At 67.3% G+C, this 15,819-nt stretch carries 16 protein-coding genes and 2 pseudogenes; 5 read left to right on the top strand and 13 right to left on the bottom strand.

Annotated features, from left to right (window positions below; translation table 11 throughout):
• Positions 1–24: 24 nt before the first annotated feature.
• Positions 25–1,179 carry an epoxide hydrolase family protein gene (locus tag FHG71_RS10035; RefSeq protein WP_139081501.1) on the top strand — a complete coding sequence of 385 codons (1,155 nt, stop codon included), beginning with the start codon at positions 25–27 and terminating at the stop codon, positions 1,177–1,179.
• Between the two features lie 272 nt (positions 1,180–1,451).
• Positions 1,452–1,736: pseudogene (locus FHG71_RS10030) on the top strand (transposase); the annotation flags it as partial.
• A 374-nt stretch (positions 1,737–2,110) separates the two neighbouring features.
• Here FHG71_RS10030 and FHG71_RS10025 read toward each other — a convergent pair.
• The 13 genes from FHG71_RS10025 to FHG71_RS09965 all read right to left on the bottom strand — a co-directional run bounded on the left by FHG71_RS10025 (position 2,111) and on the right by FHG71_RS09965 (position 14,827).
• Complete coding sequence (locus FHG71_RS10025) at positions 2,111–3,121, bottom strand: ABC transporter ATP-binding protein (protein ID WP_139081499.1); 1,011 nt, start codon at positions 3,119–3,121, stop codon at positions 2,111–2,113.
• Positions 3,118–4,116, bottom strand: a complete 999-nt coding sequence (locus tag FHG71_RS10020; protein ID WP_139081498.1) for an ABC transporter ATP-binding protein — start codon at positions 4,114–4,116, stop codon at positions 3,118–3,120. The genes FHG71_RS10025 and FHG71_RS10020 overlap by 4 nt, the downstream gene beginning before the upstream one ends.
• Entirely contained in the window at positions 4,113–5,081 is a 969-nt protein-coding gene (locus FHG71_RS10015) for an ABC transporter permease (RefSeq protein ID WP_139081497.1), read from the bottom strand. Before FHG71_RS10015 ends, FHG71_RS10020 begins: the two co-directional genes overlap by 4 nt.
• On the bottom strand, positions 5,081–6,127 hold the full coding sequence (locus tag FHG71_RS10010; RefSeq protein WP_139081496.1) for an ABC transporter permease: 1,047 nt from the start codon (positions 6,125–6,127) through the stop codon (positions 5,081–5,083). Before FHG71_RS10010 ends, FHG71_RS10015 begins: the two co-directional genes overlap by 1 nt.
• A gap of 34 nt (positions 6,128–6,161) precedes the next feature.
• Positions 6,162–7,838, bottom strand: a complete 1,677-nt coding sequence (locus FHG71_RS10005) for an ABC transporter substrate-binding protein (RefSeq protein WP_139081495.1) — start codon at positions 7,836–7,838, stop codon at positions 6,162–6,164.
• Positions 7,835–8,770, bottom strand: coding sequence for a proline iminopeptidase-family hydrolase (locus tag FHG71_RS10000; RefSeq protein WP_139081494.1), 936 nt, complete (start codon positions 8,768–8,770; stop codon positions 7,835–7,837). Before FHG71_RS10000 ends, FHG71_RS10005 begins: the two co-directional genes overlap by 4 nt.
• A 181-nt stretch (positions 8,771–8,951) precedes the next feature.
• On the bottom strand, positions 8,952–9,926 hold the full coding sequence (gene speB, locus FHG71_RS09995; RefSeq protein ID WP_139081493.1) for an agmatinase: 975 nt from the start codon (positions 9,924–9,926) through the stop codon (positions 8,952–8,954).
• The gene (locus FHG71_RS09990) at positions 9,923–10,705 is read right to left on the bottom strand and encodes a creatininase (protein ID WP_139081492.1); all 783 of its coding nucleotides are present in this window, start codon (positions 10,703–10,705) and stop codon (positions 9,923–9,925) included. Before FHG71_RS09990 ends, speB begins: the two co-directional genes overlap by 4 nt.
• 8 nt (positions 10,706–10,713) lie before the next feature.
• Entirely contained in the window at positions 10,714–11,421 is a 708-nt protein-coding gene (locus FHG71_RS09985) for an SDR family NAD(P)-dependent oxidoreductase (RefSeq protein ID WP_139081491.1), read from the bottom strand.
• Positions 11,415–12,170, bottom strand: a complete 756-nt coding sequence (locus FHG71_RS09980; RefSeq protein ID WP_139081490.1) for an SDR family NAD(P)-dependent oxidoreductase — start codon at positions 12,168–12,170, stop codon at positions 11,415–11,417. Before FHG71_RS09980 ends, FHG71_RS09985 begins: the two co-directional genes overlap by 7 nt.
• Entirely contained in the window at positions 12,167–12,940 is a 774-nt protein-coding gene (locus FHG71_RS09975; RefSeq protein ID WP_139081489.1) for an ABC transporter ATP-binding protein, read from the bottom strand. The genes FHG71_RS09980 and FHG71_RS09975 overlap by 4 nt, the downstream gene beginning before the upstream one ends.
• Before the next feature lie 7 nt (positions 12,941–12,947).
• Complete coding sequence (locus FHG71_RS09970) at positions 12,948–13,808, bottom strand: ABC transporter permease (protein WP_176559365.1); 861 nt, start codon at positions 13,806–13,808, stop codon at positions 12,948–12,950.
• 26 nt (positions 13,809–13,834) lie between these two features.
• Positions 13,835–14,827 (bottom strand): ABC transporter substrate-binding protein, encoded by a 993-nt coding sequence (locus tag FHG71_RS09965; protein WP_139081488.1) that lies wholly within the window; start codon positions 14,825–14,827, stop codon positions 13,835–13,837.
• A 113-nt stretch (positions 14,828–14,940) separates the two neighbouring features.
• Here FHG71_RS09965 and FHG71_RS09960 point away from each other — a divergent pair, with 113 nt between their 5' ends.
• From FHG71_RS09960 to FHG71_RS09950, 3 genes and pseudogenes are all read left to right on the top strand, one after another.
• The gene (locus tag FHG71_RS09960; protein WP_176559364.1) at positions 14,941–15,066 is read left to right on the top strand and encodes a LysR family transcriptional regulator; all 126 of its coding nucleotides are present in this window, start codon (positions 14,941–14,943) and stop codon (positions 15,064–15,066) included.
• 18 nt (positions 15,067–15,084) lie between these two features.
• Positions 15,085–15,438, top strand: coding sequence for a LysR family transcriptional regulator (locus tag FHG71_RS09955; protein WP_139081486.1), 354 nt, complete (start codon positions 15,085–15,087; stop codon positions 15,436–15,438).
• Positions 15,439–15,462: 24 nt separating this feature from the next.
• Positions 15,463–15,774, top strand: a pseudogene (locus tag FHG71_RS09950) (hypothetical protein); the annotation flags it as partial.
• Positions 15,775–15,819: the final 45 nt, after the last annotated feature.

Genomic DNA, 15,819 nt, shown 5'->3' with positions numbered 1-15,819 from the left:
ACACCCTCTTCCAAAGGACGCGACATGAGCGACGCCATCAAGCCCTTCCTGCTAAACATCCCCCAGGACGACCTCGACGATCTGGCTCGACGGCTCGACATGATCCGCTGGCCTACGCCGAGCCCGGTCGAGGACGGGCGGCAAGGCCCGCCCCTGGCCAAGATACGCGCCCTCGTCGAGCACTGGCGGCACCGCTACGATTGGCGCCGCTGCGAGGCGTATCTGAACGGGCTCGGCCAGTTTCGGACCGAGATCGACGGCGTCGACATTCATTTCCTCCACATCCGGTCGCCGCACGAGGACGCGATGCCGCTTCTCATGTTGCATGGTTGGCCGGGGTCCGTGCTGGAGTTCCGCCACGTGATCGACCCGCTGATCAATCCCACAGCCCACGGCGGCGAGGCAGGGGACGCATTCCATCTGGTCATCCCCTCGATGCCGGGCTTCGGCTTCTCCGGCAAGCCGGTCGAGCCGGGTTGGAACGTCGGGCGGATCGCTTCCGCCTGGATCACGCTCATGGACCGGCTCGGCCATGAGAGTTGGGGGGTGCAGGGCGGCGATTGGGGCGCCATGGTCGCGCTGACGCTCGGCCAAATGGCACCGGCGGGTCTGGCTGGGCTGCATTTCAACTTCGTGCCGTTCCAGCCGACGGAGGAGGAAGTTGCCCAAGCGACGCCGGATGAGCGCCGGATGCTGGACGACGCGGCCCGGTACGAGCGGGACTACTCGGCCTACATGAAGCTTCAAGGTACGCGTCCGCAGTCCGTGGCGTTCGGCCTGGCGGACTCCCCGGTGGGGCTCGCATCCTGGATCTACGGGTTGTTCCAGGATGTGTCCGACAGCGGCGGCGATCCCGAGCGGGTCTTCTCGCTGGACGACATGATCGACGACATCATGCTTTATTGGCTCCCGAATGCGGGCCCGAGCTCGGCGCGGCTCTACTGGGAGGGGTTCCGGGCGATGCAGGCCGGCGGCATGCCCCACACCCCCGTTCCGACGCCGACAGGAATCAGCATGTTCCCGGGCGAGCAGGTCCGTCTGTCCCGTCGCTGGGCCGATCGCCGCTTTCGGCATCTCGTACATTTTAGCGAAGCGGATCGCGGCGGGCATTTCGCAGCGCTTGAAGCGCCGGAACGTTTTGCCAAGGAGGTTCGGCAGACATTCGGCCATCTACGGTGACCGCGATTTGCGTCGACCCAAGCGGTCGGGGACGGCGCAGGTGCCGGCAGGGGCTACCTGGGAAAGGGCGGTCGAGGTGGACTGGCCCGCTTCTGGGGAACAGGTCCGATCCCGATCTAAGCCCGGCTTCATGGAGCGCAGCATCCAGTAGCTGAGGGCCCGCCCATCCCCTCCTCCCCTTAGAGCGCCTGACAAGACCGGACTTTGAGCGTTGAGGGGCTATGAGCAAGCCCGTTGTGTCCGACGATCTCTAGGCGGCCCTTGCGGCGCTTCTGCCACCCGAGCCACCGAAGCCCAAGGGTGGCCGGCCCCGCTGCGGCGACTGAGCGGCCTTGGATGGGATTGTCTTTGTTCTGCGCTCCGGCATCCCTTGGGAAATGCTGCCGTGCGAGTTGGGCTGTTCGGGGATGACCTGCTGGCGCCGGCTTCGTAACTGGCAAGAGGTGGGTCTTTGGGCAGGCCCGCACCGCGTGCTCCTTGAGCGCCTGTCGGACGCCGGGCAGCTGGACTGGAGCCGGGCCTCGCTCGACAACGCCTCGGTTGCCGCAAAAGGGGGGTGCCGAGATCTGGCCAGCCCCGATGATGAGCCGAACGGCCCTCAGCCGCCATTGGGGAACTAGCCTCGCAGGCCCGGGGCACCCAGGACCAGCCGACCCCGCACCAGGCCCACGTCCCCGGATGCAGCCTGCGCCATGTGCGCGGGCTTTCCTGCGTTTGGAGTCTCGGCTCAGCTTCCAAACGACGTGACCACGAACGCACCAATGCCCAGTCGGCCCGATAAGCGCTCCAGGAACGACGAAGCCCCCGCGCATTGCTGCGACGGGGGCAGGTCACTGCCCTAGCCCGTGTGGGGCCGCCGTTTGTCTGGGATTTGGTTGCGGGGGCCTGATCTCACCGAGAGTTGACTCCTATGGGTTCACCGAAACACGTTTCAGGCCAGTACAGCCCCGCTAGCGAATAGCGCCGCCCTGGGGAAATGGCAGGCGACAAGCCGCCCGTCAGTCAGGGGGCGCAATTCAGGACGCTGAGCCCGGCAGACGTCCTGCGCGTAGGGGCAGCGGGTCACGAATTTGCAGCCCTTGGGCGGGTTGGCGGCGTTCGGGATCTCGCCCTTCAGGAGGATGCGGCGGCGACGCGCGGCGGGATCGGCGACGGGGACCGGGATCGCGGAGAGCAGCGCCTCGGTGTAGGGATGCGCAGGCGAGTCGAAGACCGTGTCGGTCTCACCCGTCTCCATGACCGAGCCCAGGTACATGATGGCCACGCGGGTCGAGACCTGCCTAACCACGCCCAGGTCGTGGGCGATGAATAGGTAGGTGAGCGACAGCCTCTCGCGCAGGTCGGCGAAGAGGTTGACGACCTGCGCCTGCACCGAGACATCGAGCGCTGACACCGGCTCGTCCGCCACAATAAGCCGCGGCTCCATAGCGAGTGCCCGGGCGATGCCGATGCGCTGGCGCTGCCCGCCCGAGAACTCGTGCGGGAAGCGGTCGAGCGCGGCAGCGGGCAGGCCCACGAGGTCCATGAGTTCGCGCAGCCGTCCCGGAACCTCGCGCGCTGGGCGGATGCCGTGGACGGCGAGCGGCTCCGACAGGATGTCGCCGACCCGGCGGCGGGGGTTCAGGGAGGAGGACGGGTCTTGGAAGATCATCTGGACCGACCGCCGGAAGGGCCGGAGGCCGCGCGCCCTGAGCCGGGTCACGTCCTGCCCGTCGAACACGACCGAGCCGTCCGTCGTCTCGATCAGCCGCGTGAGGCAACGGCCCAGGGTGGACTTGCCCGACCCGCTCTCGCCAACGAGGCCGAGCGTCTCGCCCTTGTGCACGGCGAGGTCGACCCGGTCCACGGCCCGCAGCACCTGACCACTGCCGGGAAGCCAGCTTCGCCGCAGGACGAACTCGCGCGTGAGCGCACGCGCCTCGATCAGGGGTGTAGCGGTCATGCGGCGACCCTGGGCGGACGCAGGGCAGCGCGGGCCGGCGCGTCAAGAACGCAGAGCGCCCGGTGGCCGCCTGCGACCTGCTCCGGCGGGGGAAGATAGCAGACAGGCATGGCGGCGCGGCAGCGTGGGGCAAAGGGACATCCGGGCTCGGTCCGGCCCGGCGGGGGCGGCATCCCGGCAATGGAGGGGAGCCTGCGAGGCCGTGCGCCGGTCAGCGGCGGGATCGAGTCGAGGAGGCCCCAGGTGTACGGGTGCCAGGGGTCGTCGAACAGCTCGGCCACGGTCCCTGTCTCTACGATCCGGCCCGCATACATGACGGCCACCCGCGTCGCCATCTCGGCCACCACACCCATGTCATGTGTGATGAGCACCACCGAAGAGTCGTGCTGCGCGCTGAGCCGCCGCAGCATGTCCAGCACCTGCGCCTGCACGGTGGTGTCGAGCGCCGTGGTCGGCTCGTCCGCCACGAGGAGGGCGGGGTTGCAGGACAGCGCCATGGCGATCACCGCCCGCTGTCGCATCCCGCCCGACAGCTCGTGCGGGTAGCGGTCCACGGCGCGTTCCGGCATCGGGATGTTCACGTCGCGCAGCAGGCTGACGGCGCGGTCCCGGGCGGCCTGGCGACTCACCCGCTCATGCGCCCGGATCTGCTCGGCGATCTGGTCGCCGATCCGGTGCACGGGGGTTAGCGCGGTCATCGGGTCCTGCGAGATAAGCGCGATCTCGCGGCCTCGAATGCGTCGCAGCACGCGTTCGGAAAGGTTCAGGATCGGCTCGCCCCGGAAGGTCGCCTGCCCCTCGACCACCGTCCGCCGCCGGTCCACGAGGCCCAGCACCGAGAGCAGCGAGACCGACTTGCCCGACCCGCTCTCGCCCACGATGGCGAGGACCTCGCCGGGCTGGACGGTGAAGGACACGTCGTGCACCGCCGTGACCGGCCCGCCATCGGTCGCGAAGGCCACGCGGAGGTTGCGGACGTCGAGGAGCGGGCTCATGCGCGCACCCGTGGGTCAATCACCGCATAGAGCACGTCCACCAGCGCGTTGGCGGCCACGACGAAGAACGAGGCGTAGATCACTGTGGCGAGGATCACGGGCAGGTCGAGGTTCTGGAGCGCGTGGAAGGTCAGCCGTCCGATGCCGTTGATGCCGAAAACCACCTCGGTGAGCAGCGCCGCGCCGCCGACCAGCGCCCCGAAGTCCAGCCCAAACATGGTCACAAAGGGCAGGAGAGAGGTCCGCAGCGCGTGGCGCAGCATGATGCGCGTGGGGCTCAGCCCCTTGGCACGGGCGGTGCGGATATAGTCCTCGGAATAGGCCTCGATCAGGTTGGCGCGCAGGACCCGGCCGTAGATGCCGATGTAGAGGACGGCGAGCGTGATCCAGGGGATCACCAGCGCCTTGAACCAGCCCGAGACGCTGTCGCTGAGCGGCACGTAGCCCAGGCCCGGCACCCAAGAGAAGAGCCAGGTGTCGTGGTAGCGGCTCTGGCTCAGGAGGTTCATCACCTCGCCCAGCCAGAAGACCGGTGCCGAGATGCCGATGAGCGACAGGATCATCAGCCCCCGGTCCACCGCCGTGTCCCGCAGCGCCGCCGCCGCGACCCCCACGGTGAGCGAGCCCAGCACCCAGAGCACCGCCGCGCCGGACACCAGCGACAGGGTCGCCGGGATCGCGTCCAGCACCTCGGGGATGACCTTCTGGCCGCGGTTGACGAAGGAGGTGAGGTCCTGCGTCACAAAGAGACGCTTCATCATCACCGCATACTGGACTGGCAGGGGGCGGTCGAAACCGAAGTCCTCGCGAATCTGGGCCACCGTCTCGGGCGAGGCGTTGCGGCCGGCAATGCGGGCGGCGGGGTCCGATCCGGGCGTGGCGAAGAAGATCAGGAAGACCAGCACGCTGATGCCGAACATCACGAAGACCATCTGCCCGAGGCGCGCGACGATGGTGGCAAGCATCAGCGGCCATGCCCCCGAGCGTCGAGCGCGTCCCGGACGGCGTCACCCAGCACGTTGAGCGCGAGTACCGTGACGACGATGGCGAGCCCTGGGGCCAGCGCCACCCAGGGGCGCGAGTAGAGAAGCGTCTGGCCGTCCTGGATGATCGTCCCCCAGCTCGCGTCGGGCGGCTGGACGCCGATGGAGAGGTAGGACAGTGCCGACTCGGTCGTGATGGCGAGCGCGAGGAGGATCGGCACGAAGACGATCAGCGTCGGCAGGAGGTTCGGCAGGACGTCCTTCCGCAGGATGCGCCCCGTGGGGAGGCCCAGGCCGATAGCGGCCAGGACGAACTCGCTCTGCCGCAGGGTAAGGACCTGCGCCCGGATGGGGCGGGCCACATAGGGGACGTAGATCACGCCGATGATCCCGATGGGGAGGAGAAGGCTGCCCGCCGTGATGGTGACGGGGCCGATGGTGAAGGCGCTGGTGAGGAGGACGATCGAGAGCGAAATGGCGAGGAGGTAGACCGGGAAGGCCCAGAGCACGTCGAGGATGCGCGACAGGATCATGTCCACGACCCCGCCCATGTAGCCCGCCACAAGGCCTAAGAGGGTGGCCAGCATGAGGCACAGCACCGTGGCCGCCCCCGCGATCACCAGGGAGTTACGACCCCCGTAGAGGAGCCGCGCCGCCACGTCCCGGCCCTGGTTGTCTGCGCCCAGGAAGTATCCGCCCAGGTCCCAGGTGGGTCCGATGGGCGTCACGCCGAGGCCGAGGCCGGTGGTGGACGGCTCCATGACCGGCACGCTCTGGCCGTCGATCATCCAGGTTCCGGCGAGGTTCGACCGGAAGGGGTCGATGCCGAGCCAACCTGCGTAAGCCGGGGCGAGCAGTGTGAGTGCCACCACGGCCAGAAGGACGGCCAGCGAGATCATGGCCGAACGGTTGCGGCGCAGGCGGCGCCAGGCGGTCCGCCAGGGGCCGCGCCCCTCCGCCGGGCGGGCGGGGTCGGCTGCGGCGGGCTCGGCCGCCGGAGCCAGGACGGGTTCGGAGGGCAGGCTCATCGTCTCGGCCGACCGACCTCGTGCAGGTCCTCGGTCACTGGACCCAGGCCTCGGACATCACCCACTTGTACTGGTTCGAGAACACGTAGTTGCCGACCCGCGTGGACAGGAAGTCGATGGCCTTGGGCGTGAACAGCGGCGCCATCGGGGCCTCCTCCATGAAGGCCTGGTCGATCTTGGCCCATTCCGCGTTGGCGGCCTCCGGGTCCGTCACGGCCAGCTCCATCGCGGCCTGCATCCGGGCGTCGAGTTCCTCATTGCAGTAGCCCGCGATGTTGATCGAGGCGTCCGACCCCGGGTGGAACGAGGCGCAGGACAGGAGCACGTTCAGGAAGTTCGAGGCCGCCGGGTAGTCCTGGTACCATTGGCTGACGCTGATCTGGACGTTGTTGTTGGTGTTCTGAATGTAGGTGAACTGGATGTTCGAGGAGATGGCGTTGACGCTGGCGTTGTAGCCCAGGTCCGTCAGCACCGATTGGAGGTAGGTCCCCACCCCGCGCGAGACGGTGGTGTCCTCGACCACGATGGTCACGTCCTGACCGGCGGTCCCGGACTCCTCCACGAGGGCGCGGGCCTTGTCCATGTCGGGCGCGGTCCAGGTCGTGCCGGGGCTCTGCGTGTAGATGCAGCTGTCCTCGTGCCCCGGGAAGCCGGGCGGCAGGATCTGGCAGACGGGCTGCGCGAGCACCGGCCCGCCGAAGACCTGCACGAGCGCGGCGCGGTCGATGGCGTAGTTCACCGCCTGCCGCACCCGCACGTCGTCGAAGGGGGGGAGATTCGTGTTCATCGGCGCATACCAGAAGGCCGTGAGCGGGTTCACGTGCACCTGCTCGGCGTACTGGGTCCCGATCTCGTTCAGGCGGTCGGCGGGGGGCTGGTCGAACATCCAGTCCGCCTGGCCGTTCTGCACCGCCGTCACCTGCGCCTCGTCGGTCAGGCCAAAGCCGTACTCGATCCGGTCGACGTAGCCGTCGGGCTGGGCGTCCTGGCTCCATTCCTGGAAGTTCGGATTCCGCGCCATCACGAGGCTTTCGTTCGGATTGTAGCTCTCGAAATAGTAGGGGCCGGTGCCGGGGATCGGGTTCACGCCCGCGTCGGTGGCCGGCGTCTCGGCCGGCAGGATCACAGCGTGGGGGACCGAGATCTTGAGGAGGAACTCCGGGTCGGGCGCCACGAGGTTGATCGTCACGGTCCGCGCCGCCTCGTCGCCCACGACGCCGCCCTCGAGCGTGCAGTCGGCGGGGGAGGCGAGGCAGGCGTCCGCGCCCACGATCCCGTTGTAGAACGTCCCCGAGGTCGGGCCCGAGATCTTGAAGATGCGCTGGAAGGAGGCGACCACGTCGTCCACGCCCACGTCGGTCCCGTCCGAGAACTTGATGCCGTCGCGGAGCTGGAAGACGTAGGTCTTGCCGTCGTTGGTGGGCTCGGGGATCTCGGTCGCGAGGTCGGGCACCACGACGCCCCCTTCCTCGCCCGCCGCCTTCTTGAAGGTCAGGAGCCCGTCATAGACCAGCTGCATCACCTGCCAGTACTGCGCGGTGTAGTTGATCTGGGGATCGATGGTGCCGCCCGCCGCGCTGGCCACGAGGCGGAGCGTGCCGCCCCGGTGCTGCTCCATCAGCTCCTCGCGCGTCTGCGCGGAGGCCGCGATCGATGTGGTGGAGAGCAGCGCGGCGCCGATGAGCGCGGCGCGTCCGATGCGCGTGGTCATTGGTGGATCCCCTCTGTTGCTTTGGTGGTCGTTGGGCCGACGCCGTCCGCCTCGTCCAGGAAAGCGGCGACGGTGGCCAGGCAGGCGTCCTTTTCCTCCACGTGCGGGAGGTGGCTCGACTCCTCGAAGATCGTCCACCGCACGTCGGGGATGCGGTCCGCGTAAGGCTGCACGCAGGCCTCGGTCGCCTCGTCATGGCGGCCCGAGATCAGGAGCGTCGGCACGTTGATCCGGTCGAGGCGGTCCTCGATGGTCCAGGTCTTGAGGGTGCCGATGACGTGGAACTCCGAGGGGCCGTTCATCGTGTGGTAGACGGTCGGATCCTCGGCGATGGCGTCGAAGGTGCGCTGCACCTCGGGCGGGTTGGGCACAACCCGGCAGACATGGCGCCCGTTGAAGACCTCGACAGCCTTCGTGTACTCCGGATCGTCGGTGGTGCCCGCCCGCTCGTGCTGCAGCAGCGTGGCCTGCACCTCTGGCGGCAGCTGCTCGCGCAGGCGGTTGGCCTCGGCCACCCAGGTGATCATGCTGGCGGGGGAGTCGGCGATCACCAGGGACTGGAGCCCCTCGGGCCGCAGCACCGCGTGCTCGGCGCCAAGCATTCCGCCCCAGGACTGGCCCAGCACGGCGTAGCGGTCCTGGATGCCGAGGTGCGCCAGCAGGTTGTCGAGCTCGGCCAGGAACAGGTCCACCGTCCAGACCTCGGGCCCAGCACCCCGCATGTGGGTGGATCGGCCATTGCCGATCTGGTCGTAGTGGATGACGGCGCGGCCCGTGTCCGCGAGGTCCGCGAAGCTCAGGACGTAGTCGTGGGTGCAACCCGGCCCGCCATGCAGGACGACCAGCGGCGGCTTGCCCGAGGCGAGATCGCCGGTCACGCGGTACCACGTCCGGTGGTCGCCAAAAGGTGCGTAGCCCTCTCGTATTGGCATGGTCTGTCTTTGATCCCTGTTGTGCTTCTTGTTTTCTTAAGCTTCAGAAATGCCGCGCAATCGTGTCAAGCTGGGGCAGCGTTATACCGTTGGGTTAACCACCAGCCGGACCGGAACCCGCTCGCAAAAGCGGCACGATCCGGCAGGTTGAACAGCCCAATCGCGACTGGCGAGAGCCCGATCATGCGCCACCTTCCGTCGCTCTCCGGCGTCCCACGTTCGCCGCCATGACGCACAGCAGCTCGAACATCATCGTGGCTCCAGCGAGCGCCGTCATCCCGCCCACGTCGAAGGGGGGCGAGACCTCCACGACGTCCGCACCGACGATGTCCACGCCATCAAGGAGCCGAAGCATCTCCTGCGCCTCGCGCGTGGTGAAGCCGCCGATCTCCGGGGTGCCGGTGCCTGGGGCCACGGAAGGGTCCAGGCTGTCGATATCGAACGTGACGTAGGTGGGCTGACCGCCGGCGACGTCTCGAGCCTCGGCCATGACGTCGGCGGACCCTCGGCGGACGAACTCCTCCATGTAGATGATGCGAATGCCCTGCTCGCGCGCCCAGCCATGCTCATCGGGGTCGTAGATGGAGCCACGGATGCCGATCTGAATGACGCGCCTGGGGTCGAGCAGGCCCTCCTCGATCGCGCGGCGGAACGGCGTGCCATGAGTATAGGGGTTCTGGCCGAAGTAGGTGTCGTTGGTATCGGAGTGGGCGTCGAAGTGGATCAGCCCCACGGGCCGGGCCCTCGCGACGGCCCGCAGCACCGGCAGGGTGGTCAGGTGATCGCCCCCGGCGCAGAGGGGAAGGACACCTGCCGCCACGATCTCGGCCATCCCCGCCTCGATCCGGGCCAGGCCATCCTGGAGGTCGATTGGATTCACCGAGACATCGCCCATGTCGGCGATGTTGGCCAAGCTGAATGGGGCCACCTTGGAGACATGATGGACCCGCCGCATCAGGCTCGACTGGTTGCGCATCTCTCGCGGGCCGTGGCGGGCGCCGGCGCGGTTCGTGGTGCCACCGTCCCAGGGAATCCCCGCCAACGCGATGTCGAGCCCGACCGGAGAGGCCACGGCCGGCAGGCGCATGAAGGTGGACAGGCCCGCAAAGCGCGGCACCACGGCCGCGTCGACCGGTTGATAGAAGGCAGCGTTCATCTCTTGTCGCCCCGCTCGAATTCTTCGTTCACGTATTCGGTCATCCGGACCGTCACGTCAGCCAGCAGCCAGCCGCCCTTCTCGGCCGATGACCCCTCGGTCAACGAGAGGACACCGGAGGGCGGCACCTCGACAGGTGGGCGCGGGTATCGGTCGTAAGGCCTGAACTGCGCCGGCCCGTCGTGTCTCGCCCGGGACAGGTCCACAAGCTCGGGCCGCAATGCCATCATCAGCGATGTCTCCAGGACGCTCGCATGCTCCAGCTCGATTCCCGGGTAGCCGTCCGGGAAGATGCGGTCGAGGGTCTCTGGCCGGACCAGCTCCCAGTGGTCGAAGCGCAGGATTATCAGGTCCTCGGACCTGTGGCGGCCGATTGCGTCGAGCGCGAGCTCGATCCCTTCGATGGAAGGGCCGATATTCTCGTAATGGCCGTTCACGATAACGATGCGCCGGACGTTCTGGCGATGAAGGTCGCAGATGACGTCGCGCAGGATCATCGCGAAGGTGCCGGCCGTCAGGTTGAGTGTGCCCGGAAAACCGGGGCCGCCCCCCGTGCGTGGCTGGGACCGGGTGCCATAGGCCAGCGTGGGCGCAACCAATCCCCCTACGGATCGGGCCACCCGCTCGCAGATCGCGGTGGGTATCACTGCGTCCACGTTCAGTGCCATGTGCCGTCCGTGCTGTTCCGTCGCGCCAACTGGCAGGAAGACGGGGGCACCGGCGGCCACGCGCTGTTCCACGTCGGGCCAGGGCAACTCGGCCCAGAAAACACTGTCCATGTCTCTCCTCAGATCATCGCGGCGCCGCCGTTGGCGCCCAGGCACTGGCCGGTGAAGAAGGTCGCGCCTTGCCCGGCAAGGAAGACGACGGCGGCGGCGACCTCCTCGGGCCGTCCGATCCGTCCGAGCGGATGGGCCGTCTCGGCCCGACGCTGCGCCTCGTTCAGCTGCTCGAACCCGAGAAGGGGAGTGTCCGTGGGTCCGGGAGCGACAGCGTTGACCAAGATGCGTGGCGCGAGTTCGCGGGCCCAGGATCGGGTCAAGCCGATGAGCGCCGCCTTGGTGGCGACGTAGACCGAGGCCTCGGCACGTCCGAGATACGCCAGTTCCGAGGCCACGTTGATGATCCGTCCGCCCTCGCGCAGGTGGGGCAGCGCCTCGCGCGCGACGAGGATCGCGCCCCTGACGTTCACGGCGAACATCCGGTCGACGTGCTCCGCCGTGACGACGGTGAGCGGCTTCTCCTCGAGGATCCCCGCACTGTTCACGATGATGTCCAGCCCGCCCAGCCGACGCGCAGCCTCGGCGACCGCAGCCACGACCTGCTCCTCGCGGGACAGATCGCAGGCCAGCACGGGAATAGGCCCCTCCGCTGCCCGCACGTCCAATCCTACGACCTGTGCTCCCTCGGCGCGCAGCGCCTCAGCGCTCGCACGACCAATGCCACTGGCCGCCCCGGTCACCAGGGCGGTCCGCCCAGCCAGCATTGCTACCATGGCACCTCTCCCCGATCGACGCCGAGCGACTGGCCCGTGATGTTCCGGGCCGAGTCGGAAGCGAGGAACAGGTAGGCACCAGCCACATCCTCGGGCTCCATCAGCCCGGGCAGAGCCTGTCCCGCGACGATGTCGGCCAGGAGGTCGTCCTCGGCCCGCCCCGTTAGGCCCGCCATCCGGCGCAGCGAGCGCATGGAGGCCTCGGTCCGGACCCAGCCGGGGCAAATCGCATTCACCCTGATGCCGAGTGGGCCCAGCTCGCGCGCCCAGGTCTTGGTCAGGCCGATGATGGCGTGCTTGGAGGCGACGTACGCGTCGAAGGCGGGCTCGGCGACACGCCCCCAGATCGAGGCCGTGTTCACGATGGCTCCGCCCGCGCGCATCGAAGGAATCGCGCGCCGCGTCACCATCGCTGTGCCTACGACATTGATCGAGACGATGCGCTGGACCGCGTTCAGCACCTCCTCGCTCGCATCCGTGACCGGGGTCATCAACTCCAGCCCCGCGTTGTTGACGAGCACGTCGATCCGGTCGAGCCCGGCCAGCGCATCGCGCACCTGCGCCGCGTCTGCGATATCCGCGACGGCCCCGGTGCAACCCATCTCCTCCGCGCGCGCCACGATGGCCGCGTCATCGGCGACAAGATGCAGCCGCGCGCCCGCCGCCTGGAACTGACGGGCGATGCCCAGGCCGATGCCGCGGCTCGCGCCGGTGATGACCGCGACCCTTCCCTCGAGTCCCGCTGTCATGCCGCCTCGCTGGTCTCGTGGCGTATGAGGTGCAGCACGTGATTCCGCAGGTCGAAGAAGGGGCGCGTCTCACGAATGTCGAGCGGCCGCTCGGCCCCTAGCTCGGCCGTCACGTCGATGTCGGCCACGATGGTGGCGGGGCGCGCGGAGAACAGGATGATCCGGTCCGCCAGAAACACCGCCTCCTCCACGTCGTGGGTGACGAAGACGACCGTCTTGGCTTCGCGCTTCTGGATCGAGCGAAGCTGGACCTGGAGCCGCTCGCGCGTCAGAGCGTCCAGCGCGCCGAAGGGCTCGTCCATGAGCAGCACCTCGGACCCGGCCGCCAGCGTCCGGGCGATGGCCACGCGCTGCCGCATCCCGCCCGAGATCCGGCTCGGATAGCTGTCCGCGAAGTCCGTCAGGCCGACCAGGTCCAAGTAGTGGCGGACGCGTTCCTGCTTTTCGGCTGCCGTGAGGTCGTCGCGGTAGCGCATGCCGAAAGCGATGTTCTGGGCCACCGTGAGCCAGGGGAACGACGAATAGGACTGGAAGACCATGCCCCGTCGCCGGTCGGGTCGGTCGACCCTTCCGCCATCGAGCTCGATCCACCCTTCGGTCGGGCTATCGAGGCCCCCGACCATCCGCATCAGGGTTGTCTTCCCGCAGCCGGAAGGTCCGAGGAACACCACGAGCGCGTCGCGCGCGATGGACAGGTCGGTGCGGCGCACCACCGGGACCGTGCCGAACGTCTTCGCGACCCCGTAGAAGCGCAGGTAATCTGCTGTCACGGCACCCTCACAAATAACGGAAGAAACGGCGGTGCAGCAGCCGCAGGAGCTGGTCCGTGACGAGGCCGATGAGGCCGATCACCACCACGCCGGCCATCACCTCGGGCGTCTTCACGAAGCGACGAGCCTGCCAGATGACGTAGCCGATGCCGCTGCTGGCCGCGACGATCTCGGCAATGATGAGGTAGGTCCAGCACCATCCGAGCGTGATGCGCAGGTTGTCGAGCAGCGTCGGACCCATCGAGCGCAGCGCCACGTCCCACATGAGCTGCCGCGAGTTGGCACCCACCGTCCGAGCGACCTCCACGTATTCGTGCGGCACGCGACGCATGTCATCGGCCACGAGCAGCACGAGCTGGAAAAAGGTGCCGAGCCACAGGAGAAAGATCTTGGTCGTCTCCCCGACACCAAACCAGATGATGGACAGCGGCACCAGCGCGGGAACCGGCAGGTACCGGATGAAGTCGATCATCGGCTCGAGCGCCGCTCCGACGATCCGGTAGCTGCTCATCAGGATCCCGATCGGAATCGCCATTGCCGCCGCGAGCAGGAACGCGGCCCAGACACGCCCTGTGGAGACCGCGATATGGTAGCCAAGGCTCTGTTCGGTTGTCATGGTCCAGAGCGCCCCTAGGACGGCGCTGGGCGAAGGCAGAAACTGCGGCGCAATCCATCCCGCACGGGAGGCGGCCTCCCACAGTCCGAGAACGATCGCGGCCGCTAGGACGCTCACACCCACCTCCACGGTGGGAGAGGATCGGCCCCGAAACGCAAACAGGCCGCCCAATGCTGTCCGCAGGGTCTTGGACCGACCCTGGGCAGGCCGCTTGCCACGTTCGGGTAGCGGCTCGTCCATCGCACCGCTCATCGTCGCTCCTCGCGTCGCCGACAAGCTCACTGAACCTCGACCTGGTTGATGACCGAGTTATCGATCTGGTCTTCCGCCACCAGCTTGCTGTCGGCTGCGCCATTCTCCAGGTTGAGGTCCAGGACAGTGTCGAAGATGTCGTGGATCGTTCCCCGTTCCCCTGACGTACCCATGTAGGTCTTGGCCTCGTCCAGGTTGTTGTAGGTGATGCTTGAGGTGACGACCTCGGTGACCTCCTCGGGGGTCAGGCCAAAGTGGGGCGCGGCCATCTCGGCGAATTGGTCCGGGTTGGCGTCGATGAAGTCGACAGCTTGGTATATGCAGGTCAGGAAGCGGCGGTACTTGTCGGGATTCGCGGCGAGATCGTCATTTCGGGCGATGATCGCGTCGATGATGAGGCCAGGATAGTCCTTAGACGAAACCAGCACCCTTGCGCCCGGACGGCCCGAGGCTTCGATGGCTTGCGACATGAAAGGCTCGTAAGTGGCGATAGCCGCAATCGACCCGTCGGCGAACACGGCCGCCGTGTCAGCCGTGGCGATGTCCACCACTGTCAGGTCGTCCAGGGAAAGGCCTGCCTCCTTCAACTCCATCTGGAGCAGCAGGCGCGAAGGGATGTTCGGCTCCGCCGCGATCGTCTTGCCCTGAAGGTCCGACACCGACTGAATGGTCTCATCTGTGATCACACCGTCGCCGCCGGCCGATTCGTCGATGGTGCCGATGATAATGCCAGGCGTGCTCGGGTCGCGAGGCCGGCCCTGATACTCCCCCACCGACCTCATCTGCACTTCGATGTCACCCCGGGCCATCGCTGCCATGACATTGGTCAGGTCGTCCTCGAAGCTGATACTGACTTCGAGATCGTTCTGCTCGAAGCAGCCAAGATCCTGCGCGATGTGGACGGGCGCGAACCCGAGCCAAGTCGGCGCGAGGATGCGGATCTGGTCGGCGGCCGAAGTTGCGCCCGCTCCGGCAACAAGGGCGAAGGCTGAGGCGACGAATGTGATCGGCTTGCGCATATCGGACTCCCTGGCGGTTTCGCGTCAGCTTCGGGGATCCCACATCGAAGTAAATCACTATGTTTGAATGTGCGCATCGGTTACCGTCGATGCTTCCAGACGATGGAGGGAGTATGCGCCGCCTAGACAACATCGATATCCGTCTGCTGCGGGTGTTCATGGCGTTGGCGGACGCGGGCGGTTTCGCTGAGGCGCAAGTGGCGCTCAACCTGTCCCAGTCGACGCTGAGCACGCACTAGGCCGAGCTGGAAAAGCGCTTGGGCGGCCAGCTCTGCTTTCGCGGCAAGCAGCAGTTCCGCCTCACCGAGCTCGGCCAAGCGACTTATGACGGGGCGCTGAAGCTGTTTCGCGACCTCGAGGACTTCAATCGGCGCATCGCCGCAGTCCGAGGAGGCCTTTCGGGCTGGCGCCTGTCAGGCACCTCGGACGGAACGATGACGGACGACCGGCTGGGCATTCAAGCGGCTATCAACCAGTTCCTGACACCGGACACGGATGTGTTCGTTGATCTGTCCCTCGACATCCGTTCCGAGCTGGAGCGTCAGGTCGCCGACGGCGAGCGCGACGTGGTCATCGGCCCGCTATCCCGAAAGGCGCCGGGCGTCGTCTAGCAAGACTTCGTCGGAGAGCCACATCACCTCTATTGCGGAGAAGGTCACCCTCTCTTCGGGCTGCTGGACTCAGAAATCACCAAGCGCCAGGTGGACGAAGCCCGCTTCTCAGTGCGAAGTTATCGCCACTTCGATGACCTCTACCTTGTGGGTCATCCACGAGCGAGCGCCTCCGTGGTGCACATGGAAGCGCAACTGATGCTGATCCTCTCTGGGCGGTTCATCGGATTCCTGCCATGCCACTTCGCGGCGTCGCATGTTGCGGCCGGCCGGCTGCGCGCGGTCAAGCCAAGAATGTTCAACTTCACCTCGGCGTTGTTGCGCAACTCGAGTTGAGGCCGAGTTCGCCCCTTTCCCCTCGAGGTCAGGCGACGCGCGTGA

It is taken from the genome of Rubellimicrobium roseum, assembly GCF_006152145.1.
GTDB lineage: Bacteria > Pseudomonadota > Alphaproteobacteria > Rhodobacterales > Rhodobacteraceae > Rubellimicrobium > Rubellimicrobium roseum.
Note: the sequence above shows the minus strand (reverse complement) of the source record. Positions and strands in the feature narration are given on the sequence as shown.